Raw genomic sequence first — 14,102 nt, 5'->3', positions numbered from 1 at the left:
GAGCCGGAATTTTTACCCGGCCTTAAGTCCTCGCCCTTATGATTAACAATGCCCGTAAACGAATGGTTACCGCCGGCAAAAAACTTTAGGAATTTGTTTCCCATAGTTCGGGGAATGCCGGTGGATACGGGTGGCGCCAGGCCCTGGCGGACGGATTGGACGATATGTGCAGGTGTGCGTTTCCGGGAGTACCGAATCATGAAGTCACGTGAAAACCTCGTTCGGCTGAAGCAATTTCAGGTGAATGAGAAGCGGCGGCAGCTGCTGCAGCTCGACACGATGATCGCCGAGTTCGAGCGCATGGCCGTCGAACTGGAGCTTCAGATCACCGCCGAAGAAAAGAAGGCCGGCATCACCGACATCAATCATTTTGCCTATCCGACCTTCGCTAAGGCGGCGCGTCTGCGTCGCGACAACCTCAGGAATTCGCAAAGTGACCTCGCCCAGCAGCGAAGCGCTGCCGAATCATTACTCGGCGAAGCTGAAGCGGAGCTTTCCAAGGCCGAGATGCTGGAATCGCGCGACACCAAGATCCGCGACGCTGAACTCGGCGGCCGCAGCGCCATGATCGGCTGAAGACCGGGTTTCAACCAACCGGCGCCTGACACCATGCTTTGAGTGTAGCAGCGCCAAAAAGCCGAGCGCTGCTGATCTGGCCGCAAGGCGGCCGCAGCTTCAGGCCTGCGCCTGCAAATCTCCCCCCTGCTCCGCCGCTGCCCGCGCCCGCGCTTCCTTGATGTCGGGCACGTGCTCTTCCGACCAGGACCGTATTTGGGTGAGCAGCCCCGCCAGGTTCTGGCCAAGTTCCGTCAATTCATATTCGACCCGCGGCGGAATGACGGGAAAGACTTCGCGCCGCACCAGCCCGTCGCGCTCGAGGACGCGCAGCGTCTGCGTCAGCATTTTGGGCGTGATGCCTTCGAGTTTGCGCGCCAGTTCGCCATTGCGCATCCGGCCACGGCGCAGCGCGCAAACCGTCAGATAGACCCATTTGCTGGCCAGCATCTCAAGCACGGCGTGCGAAGGACACGTCCGCTGGAAGGCGTCATAGCCGGAGCCGCAATCATTATCACTATCCATGAGGTGCCTATATATGGAAAAGGTACATACTAGACAAGGGAATATTACTATCCAAATGATAGTGGCATCAACAGAGCAGGAGAGGCTTCCATGCGTGCCGTTATCCAGAATTCCGTCGGCGGACCCGACGTCCTTGTCATTGCCGATCGGCCCAACCCGACGCCAAAACACGGCGATGTGCTTGTCCGCGTCAAGGGCGCCGGCATCAATCCGGTCGATGGTGCCGTACGCGGCGGCTACTACCCGCTTCTCGGCGAGCCGCCCTTCATCCTCGGCTGGGATATTTCGGGGACCGTCGAAGCGCTCGGCGCGGACGTGACGGGCCTCAAGGTCGGCGACGCCGTGTTCGGCATGCCGCATTTTCCCAGACAGGCAGCGGCCTATGCCGAATTGGCCGTCACGCCCGCCGATGAAATCGCACTAAAGCCCGCAAGCATCGATCACGTCCATGCCGCCGCATTGCCGTTGGCCGGGTTGACAGCCTGGCAAGGCCTTGTTCGCCATGGCGGGTTGAAGCATGGCCAGCGCGTGCTGATCCATGCCGCCGCCGGTGGCGTCGGACACCTGGCGGTACAGATCGCCAAGGCGCGCGGCGCCTACGTCATCGCCACCGCCAGCCCGGAAAAGCTCGATTTCGTCCGCTCGCTCGGCGCCGACGCGGTGATCGACTACACCGAGGGCGATTTCATCGCCGAAGTTGGCGACATCGACCTGGTGCTGGAGCCGGTGGGCGGCGACCATGCAGACAAATCGCTGGCGGTGCTGAAGGACGGAGGCGTCCTGGTGTCGCTGCTCGATGTCCACGATACCACCCGAGCCAAGGCCAAGGAGCGAAACATTCGCGTTGAGCGCATGTCCGTGGTGCCCGACCGCGAGGGCCTTGTAGAACTCGCCAAACTGGTCGATGCGGGCAAGCTCGCCGTCCATGTGGCAAAGGCGTTTCCGCTCGAACAGGCGGGAACAGCGCATGCCTTTCTGGCCACCAGGCCGATCGGCAAGGTCGTGCTGACGGTCTGAAGCGGACGTAGCGGCAAAGCAAAAAAGGGCGCGGTTGCCGCGCCCTTTTTCTTGTTCAGATCGGCTCTAGTGCCGGTATTGCTGGATGCGCGTCGTGCGCAGCCCGGCAAGGCCATATTCGTCGATCGACGCCTGCCAGGACAGGAATTCCTCGGTGGTCAGCTTGTAGCGCTGGCATGCCTCGTCGAGGCTCAAAAGCCCCCCGCGCACCGCAGCAACCACTTCCGCCTTGCGCCGGATAACCCAGCGACGTGTATTCGTCGGCGGCAGATCGGCAATCGTAAGGGGGCTGCCGTCAGGCCCGATAACATATTTGACTCGCGGTCTAACAAGATCGGTCATCGTACTCTCTACAAAAAACTCAAAGACCCAATCCCCACCACATTACCGCCACAGCTTTAAAAATTGCCTAAGCGAACCCTAATGACTAGGTAAGGATCATGAACGCCGCGTTAGTCTTTTCGTCGACATTTGAGTGAACGGCCGGCAGACGCACAATTTTCCCGCCAAATCGGCGCTGCCGCAAAGCTGGCGCCGCTGATGTGGTTGACCTATATTCGCGCCACTGCCATTGAAGCGCCGCGCAGAATGAAAGAACCATGAACAGCCTCGACCTTCCCGCCAGCCCGCAAAACACCCGCGTCGTCGTCGCCATGTCGGGCGGCGTCGATTCGTCCGTCGTCGCAGGCCTTTTGAAGCGCGAAGGTTATGATGTCGTCGGCGTCACGCTGCAGCTCTACGACCATGGCGCGGCAACGCATCGCGCGGGCTCGTGCTGCGCCGGCCAGGATATTGACGACGCCCGCCGCGTTTCCGAGACGCTGGGCATCCCGCATTACGTGCTCGACTATGAAGAGCGGTTCCGCAAGGCGGTGATTGACCCGTTCGCCGAGAGCTATGTCGCCGGCGAGACGCCGATCCCGTGCGTATCCTGCAATCAGACGGTGAAGTTTGCCGATCTGCTGGCGACCGCCAAGGACCTTGGCGCCGACGCGCTCGCTACCGGCCATTATATCCGCTCCGGCGCCAACGGCGCCCACCGCGCACTGTTCCGGCCGGTCGATGCCGACCGCGACCAGAGCTATTTCCTGTTTGCCACCACGCAGGCGCAGATCGACTATCTGCGCTTTCCACTCGGCGGCCTGTCGAAGCCGGCGGTGCGGGCTATCGCCGAAGAGATGGGGCTGACGGTCGCCGCCAAGCAGGACAGCCAGGACATCTGCTTCGTTCCGCAGGGCAGGTATTCCGACATCATCGCCAAGCTGAAGCCGGCTGCCGCCAATCCGGGCGACATCGTCCATATCGACGGCCGCGTGCTCGGGCGCCATGATGGCATATTGCGCTACACGATCGGCCAGCGCCGTGGCATCGGCATCGCTTCCGGCGAGCCGCTTTACGTCGTCCATCTCGATGCCGACCGGGCGCGCGTCATTGTCGGCCCGCGCGAGGCGCTGGAGACGCACAAGATCTACCTGCGCAACATGAACTGGCTGGGCGATCGCGCGCTGTCCGACATTCCGGCGGCCGGCATGGAACTATTTGCCAAGGTCCGCTCGACGCGGCCGCCGCGGCCGGCCGTGCTGCATCACCGCGCCGGCAGCACCTTTGTCGAACTGGTCGACGGCGAGTCCGGCATCGCGCCAGGGCAGGCCTGCGTGCTCTATTCCGACGATGGCAACGAAGCCCGCGTCTTCGGCGGCGGCTTTATCGAGCGCTCCGAGCGCGGCGCCGAGGCCGAAGCCATGCTGACGCGGCTCGCCGCCAGGCCGGCGCAGGTTCCCGCGGAATAAGCGCCATCCTCTCAGAGACTGCCTTCAGCGCAGCTTCCAAACGGTCTCAGGATTTGGTGTGCGTGACCGTGCCCGCGGTCAGGATGCGCAGCACCCTGATCGCTTCCTCGCCGCTGGTGCGCGGCTCGGCCCGCGTCTCGATGCACTGGATGAAATGCTCCAGTTCGCGCGTCAGGGGCATGCCCTGGCCGACCGCGACGTAGGACGGCTCGTTGGTGGTGAAGGCCCACTGGCCGCTGTCCTGCCACACTGCGTGGCGGTAGACGGCAAGCTTGCGCTCCCACGGCTCGACATCGTCGAACACCGCCATCGCCTTGGTGCCGACCACGGTCAGCCGCCGCTCGCGGTAGGGATTGAGGCGCGAGGTGAAGAGATGGCTGCGCAATCCGTTGGGAAAGCGCATATGCAGATGCGCGAAGTCGCTGAGGTTATCGAGCAGTGCCGCACCCTCGCCCCTGACCTCGATCGGCTCGGTGCCGGTGATGGCCAGGATCATCGACAGGTCGTGCGGCGCCAGATCCCACAGCGCGTCGTTCTCGGTGTGGAACTTGCCGAGGCCGAGGCGATGCGAATGGATGTAGCGGACTTCGCCAAGTTCCCCATTGTCGATCAGCGCCTTCAGCGTCTCGAAGGCGGGATGGAAGCGCAAGACATGACCGACCATGAAGACGCGGTCATTGTCCTTTGCCGCCTGCACGGCACTTTCGGCGTCGGGCACAGTCAGTGCAATCGGCTTCTCCACCAGCACATCCTTGCCGGCCTCAGTGGCGCGCACGGCGAGATCGGCATGAAATTGCGGCGGCAGCGCCATGACGATGGCGTCGATATCGTCACGCACGAACAGCTGGTCGGGCTCGATCGCCAGGCAGTCCTGCTCGCTGGCAAAACCTTCGGCCCGCGCCCGGTTGGCATCGGAAACCGCATGCAGCGCGCCAAGCGCCTTTAGGGTGCGGATGTGGTTTGAGCCCCAGTATCCGCAACCGAGGACTGCAATGCGCGGCTTCATCAGCTTAAAACTCTAATTTCTTGGCCGAGACATAGCGACGTGCCCCGTCGAACTCAACCCCGGCGACCAGAGCATGGTCCCGAAAAGTGGGAACCGGTTTTTCGGAAAAAGACCATTCTCAAACAAAAGACCAGAGCCCCATCCCGACGCCATCGGGATTGAAAAGGCTCTAGCCTCTGAGGTCTGCCCGGCAAAGCTTTTTGCCAGCGGCAATATGCCGGCGCGCCTGACGCATCGATGCTTGACAGGCTCGCCCTCCCAACCTTATATCCGCGCGACCTTGGCGAACGCCCCGAAATGCCTTTCGATTTAAGGCGGATTTCGGGCCTTTCGCCGCCCTGGCGGGGTAGCTCAGTTGGTTAGAGCACGGGAATCATAATCCTGGGGTCGGGGGTTCAAGTCCCTCTCCCGCTACCATCGCTTTCATAAGCAAAATCAAAAGCTTGAGTGTGGCCAAAGTGGCCGCATTCCTTGCTTTTTATGTCGCGTCACGTAGCAACTGGCTACCGTTGATTCCCAGGGTTTCCTGTCGGGATCCGGCGACATGGCGTCCAGCATGTCGAATCCACAACACATTCCCGCACACGTCTCGCAGTAAATTTGGTATGCATATGCGAGGGAGGGGTAGCAGATGAAACACAATCTTGGCTTGCGTCCGATGCGACGCCGACGCTCCTGTTTCCGAAGACCCGATGCAAAGCAAAGCAAGATCTCATGTCTTCTTCAGATGTGACCGGCTCATCCAGCCCAGCGGGCTGGGGCTTGGCTGCAAAGCTGTTTACAACCCTCGTGCTTCTTGGCGCGATCGCGGTCCTGGTCACCGGGGCGCTCGGTTACTTCCGCGCCCGCGACGCTCTCGGAAAAGCAGTCTTTGACCAACTCACGGCCGCCCGTCAGACCAAGACGCGCCAGGTCGAAACCTACTTTCGCACGATCGAGGCGGAACTGCGCCTGCTTGCCACTTCCAAGATGGTGGTCGATGCTACACGCGAGTTCCGGACCGCGGTCGACCAACTCGACCGGGAAGGCGCGCCGCCTGAACTACGGCAGAGGGTCGGCGATTGGTACGCCGAGAACTTCATCCCCGGAATGACGCGCACCCTGGGCAGGGAACCAGCCCTGTCGGACTACCTGCCGGTAGACGGTGCCCCCTACTATCTGCAGTATCACTACATTGTGGAAAATCCCAACCCGGCGGAGCGGCGCAAGCTTCTCGACGACGCCGGCGACGGAAGCGAATACTCCAGGCTGCATGCCATATATCATCCATTGATGCGCGCTGCGGCTACCACGGTCGGCTTTTTCGATTTCATGATTGCCGATCCAAAATCAGGTCGCCTGATCTATACGGTCGAGAAGGAGGTGGATTTCACCACGTCTCTTCAGTTGGGTCCGTACCGCCGCACCAACGTCGCGGCCGCCGTCGCCCGCTGCTCGCAAATCGCAGACCCGTCAGCCATATGCCTCGTAGATTTCGCCTCTTATGCGCCATCGGACGGCGCACCGATAGCCTTCATGGCTGCACCTGTGATTGCCCAGGGCGTCGTCATCGGCGTGCTGGTCGCGCAATTGTCGAATGATGAGATCGACAACGTTGTCACCGGTAACCGCCGCTGGCGGCAGGAAGGGTTCGGCGACACGGGCGAGGCCTATCTCGTCGGACCTGATTATCTGGTGCGCTCTGGCCCGCGGGCGTTCTACGAGAACCGCGATAACTTCTTCGCCGACCTCAAATCCGTGGGCACTTCGGACGAGGAGATCGCCGTCATTCAGCGTTACGGGACACCAGTGCTGCATCAGCGCGTCGACACCGAGGCCTCCCGTGCCGCGCTCGCCGGTGTCGAGGGCACGGGCGAGATCATCGGATACCGTGGCGTCCCGACGCTCGCTTCATGGGGACCGCTAGCGATTTCCGATGTCAATTGGGCTCTCGTCGCCAAGATCGACAGCGCCGAGGCCTTCGCACCGATCGCCCAGCTCCGCCGGGATTTGCTGCTCGTCGGAGGACTGGCGATGGCCGTGGTCGCCGCCACCGCCGCCTGGCTTTCACGCGCGCTGCTCGGACCGCTCCGCGATCTCACTGCCGGGGTCAAACGCTTCTCTGCCGGCGACTATGCGACCAGCGTGCCGGTCCGTACGCGCGACGAGATTGGCGAGCTCTGCTCGGCCTTCAATGGCATGGTTGAGGATCTGCACCGGAAGAATGTCGTAATCGAGAACAAAAACCGAGAGAACGAGCAGCTGCTGCTCAACGTCCTGCCGGCACCGATCGCCAATCGGCTGCGCGCCGGCGAGGAGAGGATCGCCGACGGCTTCGCCGAGGTCACGGTCGCATTCGCAGACCTGGTCGGGTTCACGGCACTGACATCGGAAATGCCGCCGCACGATGTCGTGATGTTTCTCAACGGGCTCTTCACGCGCTTCGACGTTGCCGCCAATGATCTCGGCATCGAGAAGATCAAGACGGTGGGCGACTCCTATATGGCGGTGTGCGGCCTACCCGTGCCGGTGGCCAACCACGCCGAGCGCATGGTCCGCATGGCCATCCGCATGGTCCACATTACCCGCGAGCACGCGATGGAACACAACGTCTCAATGAAGCTCAGGGTTGGCGTCAACAGCGGGCCAGTGGTCGCCGGCGTCATCGGGAAGAGTAAGTACATCTATGATTTATGGGGTGACACAGTGAACCTGGCGAGCCGCATGGAATCTGCTGGAGTTCCCGACTCTGTCCAGGTGACGCGCCCCGTCTACGAGCAGCTCAAGGACCAATTCGTCTTCGAGACACGCGGCGCTATCGAAGTCAAAGGCAAGGGAAAAGTGGAAGCCTGGGTATTGAGATTTTAGTCGGGGGGCAGCTCCGATGCCGGCCTTGCCCTCTACCTATCGCGAGGCCAGAGCCGATATGCCGATTTGGTTGCGCTCTGCCGGCACATCGTGCGCAAGGCAAAATCCTCAAGGGCGAGGCGCCCCTCCCGAACGGCAACATCGACAAAGTGCCACATACCCGATGGTGACCTTGGCCTCAAATCCCAGCTTGGCTAGAGTTCGTGGCATGCTGAACGCAATTCACCACGTCGCGCTCATCTGCACCGACTACGACCGGTCGCGACAGTTCTACGTCGACCTCCTCGGCCTCGATCTGATCCGGGAGGTCTATCGGGAGGACCGGCAGTCGTGGAAGGCGGATCTGCGGATCGGGTCAGTCCAACTGGAATTGTTCTCCTTCCCTGCCCCAGTGATGCGGCCGTCCTATCCAGAGGCGACAGGCCTGAGACATCTGGCGTTTGCCGTGGCGAATCTTGATCCCGTAATTATGCGCCTGGAAGCCGCCGGTGTCGCCGTTGAGCCAATCCGGATCGACCCATATACAGATCAACGTTTTGCGTTTTTCAGCGACCCAGATGGGTTGCCGCTGGAACTCTACGAAGCCCCATAAGGACCGGTTTGTCGCTTGCGAGACGAAGTCATCGGAGATGGGAACGGCAGTCGGCAGACATAGTCCGCCGGCACGGGTCTTTCAGCGGGCTCATAGGAAGCCGACCCGCTCTGGACCGCATGTCGATCATTGAGGCCAGCATCGCTGTGCACTCAGAAACGAACCCTCACGATCCAGAATCGACAGCTATATGGACCAGCACGAGCGCCGAACAGCAGGCGCGCTGGGCGAAAAGACGAGCACTCGATAGATTGGATCCTAAGCAAGAGGTTCAAATTTGAGCTTCTGCACTCATGCTTTGTCGAGAGTATCTCCTGTAGTCTGTCAAACCTTCTGCGCGGTAAAGTTTTAGCCGGTTTTGAATTCCCTCCGGCGACGATGACGACAAAATAGGAGAACGCCAATGACTCGCAGTCACATCGAACGTCTTGGAGAGTTCCGGGAAATCCTGGTCGCGACTCGACGCGAAGGAGTTCGAAACGTCCATCATACTCGCGACGCAATGCGGGCAAGTGGCTTTCAGATTGGAGACAGCGATGGCTCTAGCTATGGAGTCCAGCTGAAGGCGCTTCAAGAGGAAATTGAGGCTGTCGATCGCGCCATAGAAGACGAGAAGCGGTTGGCCTTGACCCTCGAAAGCGCGGCTCAATCCCGCCGACCGCCCAAGCCGAGAATCGTGAAGGGAACTTAGAGTCGCGTACGGCCGTTGGCGCCCGCCGCGTCAATAGCCCGCGGTATGACATCGAGTTCATCGCCACCGAGGTGAGCGCCGCGAACATTATCCGTCATCAGCCTTCGGGGAACGGCTGAAGCTGCCCTCTGCAGGCGCGCTTCTGTTTTGTCAGCTGGCGGTGACCGGCAGCGTCGTACTAGCGCCCTTCGGCCGTTCGCCGAGGGCAAAGACAGCGCTTGCCACGCTTACGATTGAAACATGATCCTTTGCGGCGGCGCCCGCGGCGACGCCATCGCCGCGCAGAATCGCGGTGACGATGGCGTCATGTTCCTGCCAGGATTTGGCCAGGCGGCCGGCAAGCCTGAACTGCGCGCGGCGGAAGGGGGCCAGCCGGCTGCGCGTCGTTGCTGTCAGTTCGTAAATGTGCGTGCTGTGGGCGCCGCGATAGAGCCGACTGTGGAATTCGGTGTTGAAATGTTCGTATTCCTCCTCAGCGCCGAGCCGCACCAGCCGCGCCGAGGCCTGATGCTCGATCTCCAGCGCGCCGCGCTCGCCGCCGGTCATGCGCTCGGCGCAGAAGCGCGCGCAAATCCCTTCCAGCTCCGCCATGCTTTCGAACATGGAAGCCAGATGTTCCTGGGTGACCACCGCGACGATCGCGCCCCGATTGGGCCGTCTTTCGACAAGACCCATGGCGCTGAGCTGGCCAAGGGCTTCGCGCACCGGCGTGCGTGACACGTCGAAGCGGGCGGCAAGCGAAGCCTCGTCGAGTTTTTCACCGGGCCGCAGCACGCCGGTGACGATGCGGTCGCCGATCGCCCTCACCATCTGATCGACGGTCGTACCGGACCGGATCAAGCTGCGCTTTCCCGACACCTCTGCCTCGTCTCCCGCTTCTTCAGGCCATGAAATCGAACAGCGAACACGCTGTCACGACTCACACCGGCACCTTCTATGCCTATATTTTAATCTGCGTGTCAAATTGTCCGTTCTGAAGGCAAAAAGTGTATGCAGTTGCCGCCGCATTGTGCAGAAGGAGAAAGCCGTGCCTCTGATTATATTGCATAAATTTGAATTTTTGAACTGGCACGGTGATTGCATGCACTTTCTTATCGAGGCGTTAACCGGCTTCCTGAGGGGCCCTGAAAGAGGAGCATTAACATGACCGACCGTTTCATGCTTAGCCGCCGCCAGTTGCTCAAGACTACCGCCGCCGGGGCAACGCTCGGCCTTGCCTCGGCGTCCTTTCCCATCTCGAGGGCCTTTGCCGCCGCCGCCACGGTCGGCTTCATCTATGTCGGGCCGAAGGACGACTATGGCTACAACCAGGCGCATGCCGAAGGTGCGGCGACGTTGAAGGGCATCGAGGGCATCACCGTCGTCGAGGAGGAGAACGTGCCTGAGACGGTCGATGTCCAGAAGACGATGGAGTCCATGATCAACCTTGATGGCGCGTCGCTGATCTTCCCGACCTCGTTCGGCTATTTCGACCCCCACATGCTGGCCATGTGCAAGAAATTCCCTGACGTGCAGTTCCGTCACTGCGGCGGCATGTGGGACAAGGCCAAGCATCCGATGAATGCCGGCTCCTATTTCGGCTATATCGGCATGGGCCAGTATCTCAACGGTGTCGTCGCCGGCCACACCTCGAAGACCAGGAAGCTCGGCTTCGTCGCCGCCAAGCCGATCCCGCAGGTTCTGCTCAACATCAACTCCTTCCTGCTCGGCGCGCGCTCGGTCGACCCGACCATCACCTGCCAGGTGATCTTCACCGGCGAGTGGTCGCTGGCGGTGAAGGAAGCGGAAGCCACCAACGCCCTGGTCGACCAGGGCGCCGATGTCATCACCTGCCACGTCGACAGCCCGAAAGTTGTCGTCGAGACGGCAGCCGGGCGCGGCGCCTTTGTCTGCGGCTATCACGCCAACCAGAGCCCGCTGGCGCCGGAAAAATACCTCACGGGTGCCGAGTGGAACTGGGCCAAGGTCTACAAGATGTTCGTCGACGACCTCGTCGCTGGCAAGCCGCTGCCCAATTTCACCCGCGGCGGGCTGGCGGACGGCTTCGTCAAGATGAGCCCGCTCGGCCCCGCCGTCGGCGAGCCGGCGCGCAAGCAGTTCGACGCCACGCTGGCGGAAATGATGAAGGGTGGTTTCTCCGTCATCAAGGGTCCGTTGAAGAGCAACAAGGGCGTTGTCGTCGCCACCGAAGGCCAGGCCTTCGTTGAGACCGCCATCGAGCTCGAAAGCATGGACTATCTCGTGGAGGGTGTCGTCGGCTCGACCGCCTGATCTGGGGAGCGGGACGATGGTGGACACGGTGACAGAAGCCGGAATGCCCGCGCTGTTCGGCGCCAGGGGATATCCGCCGGCGCTGGAATGGGTCGCACGGCGGGCGGAAGCCTTCGTCATTCCGTTGTTGGCGCTGGTTGTCGGCATGGCGATCTTCAGCCTGTTCATCCTGGCGGTCGGCAAATCGCCGGTGCAACTCTACGAAGTGATGTGGCGCGGCGGCTTCGGCTCCTGGTTCTCGGTCCAGAACTCGCTGTCGCGCGCCGCGCCCCTGCTGCTGGCCGCGCTTTGCGTGGCGCTGCCGGCGCGGCTTGGCCTCGTCGTCATCGGTGGCGAGGGTGCCATCGTGCTCGGCGGCGTTGCCGCTGCGGCGGCCGGCATGGCGCTCAGCGGCGCTCCCTCCTTCATTGTCATACTCGTCATGGGCGTGGCGGGCATGGCCGCCGGCGGCATCTGGATCGGTGCCGTCGGCGCGCTGCGCCACTACCGGGCCGTCAACGAGACGATTTCCAGCCTGCTGATGGCCTATATCGCCATCGCGCTGATGAACCAGCTGGTGGAAGGGCCGCTGCGCGATCCGGCCTCGCTCAACAAGCCGTCGACCCAGCCGCTGGCGGAGGCCTACCGCATCGGCAACATACCCGGCATGGAGGTGCATTGGGGGCTTGCCGTCGGCGTGCTGGCATGCGTGCTATCCTGGGTGCTGATCGAAAAGACCCGCTGGGGGTTTGCCGCACGCATCGCCGGGGGCAATGTGCGGGCAGCGCAGGTCCAGGGGCTGGCCGTCGGGCCGCTCATCGTTGGCTTTACCGCGCTGGCCGGCTGCTTCGCCGGGCTTGCCGGCATGCTGGAAGTCGCCGCAGTTCAGGGCAGCGCGAATGCCTCACTCGCCGCCGGCTATGGCTACACCGGCATACTCGTCGCCTTCCTTGCCCGCCACAACCCGCTGGCCATCATCCCGGTCGCCGTCCTGCTCGGCGGCATCGACGCCTCGGGCGGGCTGATCCAGCGCCGCATGGACCTGCCCGACGCCACCGTGCTGGTGTTGCAGGGCATGATCTTCATCGTCATCCTGTTCAGCGAAACCTTCTACGGCCGCCTCAAGGCTTTCAACCCCGATCTCTGGAAGGGAGTCGCCTGATGGACGCGACCGAGATCGGCCTCTGGGGCGTACCACTGGCCATTCTGGGCGGCGCCATTCGCGTCTCCACACCCTTCATCTTCGTCTCGCTGGGCGAGGCGATCACCGAGCGTTCCGGCCGCATCAACCTTGGACTGGAAGGCACACTCGTCTTCGGCGCCATGACCGCCTATGCGGTTGCGGTGATGACCAACTCGCCCTGGATCGGCCTGCTCGCCGCTGCCGTTGCCGGCATCTGTTTCGGTCTCTTCCACGGCTGGATCTGCAAATTCCCCAAGGTCAATGACATCGCCATCGGCATCGCGCTGATGCTGTTCGGATCGGGCCTCGCCTTCTTCTTCGGCAAGCCGTTCATCAAGCCGAAGGCACCCAATTTGCCCGCCATTCCCTTCGGCGGCTGGTCCGACATTCCACAGGTGCAGGCCGCGCTCGACGTCAACGTCCTGTTCCTCATCGGAGCCGTGCTTTCGGTCGTTCTGTGGTGGGCATTCCGCAACACCCGCGCCGGCCTGATCGTGCGCGTCGTCGGCGACAGCTCCGATGCCGCACGCGCCATGGGCCTTAACCCCGATACGGTGCGGCTGCTTGCCACCGGCGTCGGCGGCGCGCTGGCCGGCGTCGGCGGCGCCTACCTGTCACTCTACTATCCCGGCAGCTGGACCGAACGCATCTCGTCGGGCCAAGGTCTGATGGCGGTGGCGCTGGTGATCTTCGCGCGCTGGAATCCACTCGGCTGCTTTGCCGCGGCCCTTCTGTTCGGCGGGGCAGGCGCGCTAGGCCCCGCCCTGCAATCGGTCGGCGTCACGCAGGGCTACTACCTGTTCTATGCCGCTCCCTACATCCTCACCCTCATCATCATGATTGCTACCTCGTCGCCGACGCGCTCGCTTGCCGGCGCGCCGGGTGAACTGTCGATCACCAAATGAGACTTGGCACCAAATGACTGGAGTTTCTTGCCGATGAACGCCAGAGCCGAAATCATCCAGCGTACGATCGACGCCGAGCCGTATCCATGGCCCTATAATGGCGACCTCAGGCCCGACAACACGGCGCTCATCATCATCGACATGCAGACGGATTTCTGCGGGCCCGGCGGCTATGTCGACCATATGGGTTATGACCTTTCACTGGTGCGCGCGCCGATCGAGCCGATCAAGTGGGTGCTGTCGGCAATGCGGGCCAAGGGCTACACCATCATCCATACGCGAGAGGGGCACCGGCCCGATCTCGCCGACCTGCCGGCCAACAAGCGCTGGCGTTCGCGCCGCATCAATGCCGGCATTGGCGATGCCGGCCCGTGCGGGCGCATCCTGGTGCGCGGCGAGCCTGGCTGGGACATCATCCCCGACCTTTATCCAATCGAAGGCGAGCCGATCATCGACAAACCCGGCAAGGGGTCGTTCTGCGCCACCGACCTTGAGCTGATCCTCAACCAGCGCGGCATCCAGAACATCGTGCTGACGGGCATCACCACCGATGTCTGCGTGCACACCACCATGCGCGAGGCCAATGACCGCGGCTATGAATGCATGATGCTGGAGGATTGCTGCGGGGCGACCGACCACGGCAATCATCTGGCGGCGATCAAGATGATCAAGATGCAGGGCGGCGTCTTCGGCACGGTGTCGAATTCGACGGCGCTTGTCGCGCAGCTGCCGTAAGAGAGC

14 protein-coding genes and 1 tRNA gene are annotated in these 14,102 nt (G+C 62.2%); 11 read left to right on the top strand and 4 right to left on the bottom strand.

The genetic code is table 11. The features are described from left to right. Positions 1-198: 198 nt before the first annotated feature. On the top strand, positions 199-576 hold the full coding sequence (locus ACWTU9_RS11000) for a flagellar export protein FliJ (RefSeq protein ID WP_454577288.1): 378 nt from the start codon (positions 199-201) through the stop codon (positions 574-576). 99 nt (positions 577-675) lie between these two features. Here ACWTU9_RS11000 and ACWTU9_RS10995 read toward each other — a convergent pair whose 3' ends face one another. Then, positions 676-1,080: a winged helix-turn-helix transcriptional regulator gene (locus tag ACWTU9_RS10995; protein WP_454577206.1), complete on the bottom strand. Its 405-nt coding sequence runs from the start codon at positions 1,078-1,080 to the stop codon at positions 676-678. A 90-nt stretch (positions 1,081-1,170) separates the two neighbouring features. Between ACWTU9_RS10995 and ACWTU9_RS10990 the strand changes: the two genes are divergently transcribed. Beyond that, entirely contained in the window at positions 1,171-2,097 is a 927-nt protein-coding gene (locus tag ACWTU9_RS10990; protein WP_455858315.1) for an NADP-dependent oxidoreductase, read from the top strand. A 66-nt stretch (positions 2,098-2,163) separates the two neighbouring features. Here ACWTU9_RS10990 and sciP read toward each other — a convergent pair whose 3' ends face one another. Further along, complete coding sequence (sciP, locus tag ACWTU9_RS10985; RefSeq protein WP_013529904.1) at positions 2,164-2,439, bottom strand: CtrA inhibitor SciP; 276 nt, start codon at positions 2,437-2,439, stop codon at positions 2,164-2,166. Between the two features lie 257 nt (positions 2,440-2,696). Between sciP and mnmA the strand changes: the two genes are divergently transcribed. After that, entirely contained in the window at positions 2,697-3,887 is a 1,191-nt protein-coding gene (gene mnmA / locus ACWTU9_RS10980; protein ID WP_455858314.1) for a tRNA 2-thiouridine(34) synthase MnmA, read from the top strand. A 46-nt stretch (positions 3,888-3,933) separates the two neighbouring features. Here the strand turns inward: mnmA and ACWTU9_RS10975 are convergent, their stop codons facing one another. Further along, positions 3,934-4,893: a Gfo/Idh/MocA family protein gene (locus ACWTU9_RS10975; RefSeq protein ID WP_454585701.1), complete on the bottom strand. Its 960-nt coding sequence runs from the start codon at positions 4,891-4,893 to the stop codon at positions 3,934-3,936. Between the two features lie 340 nt (positions 4,894-5,233). Between ACWTU9_RS10975 and ACWTU9_RS10970 the strand changes: the two genes are divergently transcribed. The 4 genes from ACWTU9_RS10970 (at position 5,234) to ACWTU9_RS10955 (ending at position 9,023) form a co-directional block, all read left to right on the top strand. After that, positions 5,234-5,310 (top strand) — tRNA-Met (locus ACWTU9_RS10970). A 297-nt stretch (positions 5,311-5,607) separates the two neighbouring features. Beyond that, complete coding sequence (locus tag ACWTU9_RS10965; protein ID WP_455858313.1) at positions 5,608-7,740, top strand: adenylate/guanylate cyclase domain-containing protein; 2,133 nt, start codon at positions 5,608-5,610, stop codon at positions 7,738-7,740. A gap of 208 nt (positions 7,741-7,948) precedes the next feature. Continuing rightward, on the top strand, positions 7,949-8,332 hold the full coding sequence (gene gloA2, locus ACWTU9_RS10960; protein WP_455858312.1) for an SMU1112c/YaeR family gloxylase I-like metalloprotein: 384 nt from the start codon (positions 7,949-7,951) through the stop codon (positions 8,330-8,332). A gap of 403 nt (positions 8,333-8,735) precedes the next feature. Beyond that, positions 8,736-9,023 (top strand): hypothetical protein, encoded by a 288-nt coding sequence (locus ACWTU9_RS10955; protein WP_455858311.1) that lies wholly within the window; start codon positions 8,736-8,738, stop codon positions 9,021-9,023. Positions 9,024-9,173: 150 nt separating this feature from the next. Here ACWTU9_RS10955 and ACWTU9_RS10950 read toward each other — a convergent pair whose 3' ends face one another. Continuing rightward, a complete protein-coding gene (locus ACWTU9_RS10950) occupies positions 9,174-9,863 on the bottom strand; it encodes a GntR family transcriptional regulator (RefSeq protein WP_455858310.1) in 690 nt (229 codons plus the stop codon). Between the two features lie 303 nt (positions 9,864-10,166). On the opposite strand from ACWTU9_RS10950, the gene ACWTU9_RS10945 reads away from it, so the two are divergent. From ACWTU9_RS10945 to biuH, 4 genes are read left to right on the top strand one after another with little or no spacing between them, the layout of a single operon-like run. After that, positions 10,167-11,294, top strand: a complete 1,128-nt coding sequence (locus tag ACWTU9_RS10945) for a BMP family ABC transporter substrate-binding protein (RefSeq protein WP_455858309.1) — start codon at positions 10,167-10,169, stop codon at positions 11,292-11,294. 16 nt (positions 11,295-11,310) lie between these two features. Beyond that, a complete protein-coding gene (locus tag ACWTU9_RS10940) occupies positions 11,311-12,435 on the top strand; it encodes an ABC transporter permease (protein ID WP_455858308.1) in 1,125 nt (374 codons plus the stop codon). Further along, positions 12,435-13,361, top strand: a complete 927-nt coding sequence (locus ACWTU9_RS10935; protein WP_455858307.1) for an ABC transporter permease — start codon at positions 12,435-12,437, stop codon at positions 13,359-13,361. The genes ACWTU9_RS10940 and ACWTU9_RS10935 overlap by 1 nt, the downstream gene beginning before the upstream one ends. 33 nt (positions 13,362-13,394) lie before the next feature. Next, entirely contained in the window at positions 13,395-14,096 is a 702-nt protein-coding gene (gene biuH, locus ACWTU9_RS10930) for a biuret amidohydrolase (protein WP_455858306.1), read from the top strand. Positions 14,097-14,102: the final 6 nt, after the last annotated feature.

The organism is Mesorhizobium sp. 128a (genome assembly GCF_053848025.1).
This window is presented reverse-complemented; position numbering and strand designations above follow the sequence as displayed.

Coding starts and splice junctions, on each gene's coding strand:
- ACWTU9_RS11000 (WP_454577288.1), top strand. CDS start 199: ATGAAGTCACGTGAAAACCTCGTTCGGCTGAAGCAATTTCAGGTGAAT.
- ACWTU9_RS10995 (WP_454577206.1), bottom strand. CDS start 1,080: ATGGATAGTGATAATGATTGCGGCTCCGGCTATGACGCCTTCCAGCGG.
- ACWTU9_RS10990 (WP_455858315.1), top strand. CDS start 1,171: ATGCGTGCCGTTATCCAGAATTCCGTCGGCGGACCCGACGTCCTTGTC.
- sciP (WP_013529904.1), bottom strand. CDS start 2,439: ATGACCGATCTTGTTAGACCGCGAGTCAAATATGTTATCGGGCCTGAC.
- mnmA (WP_455858314.1), top strand. CDS start 2,697: ATGAACAGCCTCGACCTTCCCGCCAGCCCGCAAAACACCCGCGTCGTC.
- ACWTU9_RS10975 (WP_454585701.1), bottom strand. CDS start 4,893: ATGAAGCCGCGCATTGCAGTCCTCGGTTGCGGATACTGGGGCTCAAAC.
- ACWTU9_RS10965 (WP_455858313.1), top strand. CDS start 5,608: ATGTCTTCTTCAGATGTGACCGGCTCATCCAGCCCAGCGGGCTGGGGC.
- gloA2 (WP_455858312.1), top strand. CDS start 7,949: ATGCTGAACGCAATTCACCACGTCGCGCTCATCTGCACCGACTACGAC.
- ACWTU9_RS10955 (WP_455858311.1), top strand. CDS start 8,736: ATGACTCGCAGTCACATCGAACGTCTTGGAGAGTTCCGGGAAATCCTG.
- ACWTU9_RS10945 (WP_455858309.1), top strand. CDS start 10,167: ATGACCGACCGTTTCATGCTTAGCCGCCGCCAGTTGCTCAAGACTACC.
- ACWTU9_RS10940 (WP_455858308.1), top strand. CDS start 11,311: ATGGTGGACACGGTGACAGAAGCCGGAATGCCCGCGCTGTTCGGCGCC.
- ACWTU9_RS10935 (WP_455858307.1), top strand. CDS start 12,435: ATGGACGCGACCGAGATCGGCCTCTGGGGCGTACCACTGGCCATTCTG.
- biuH (WP_455858306.1), top strand. CDS start 13,395: ATGAACGCCAGAGCCGAAATCATCCAGCGTACGATCGACGCCGAGCCG.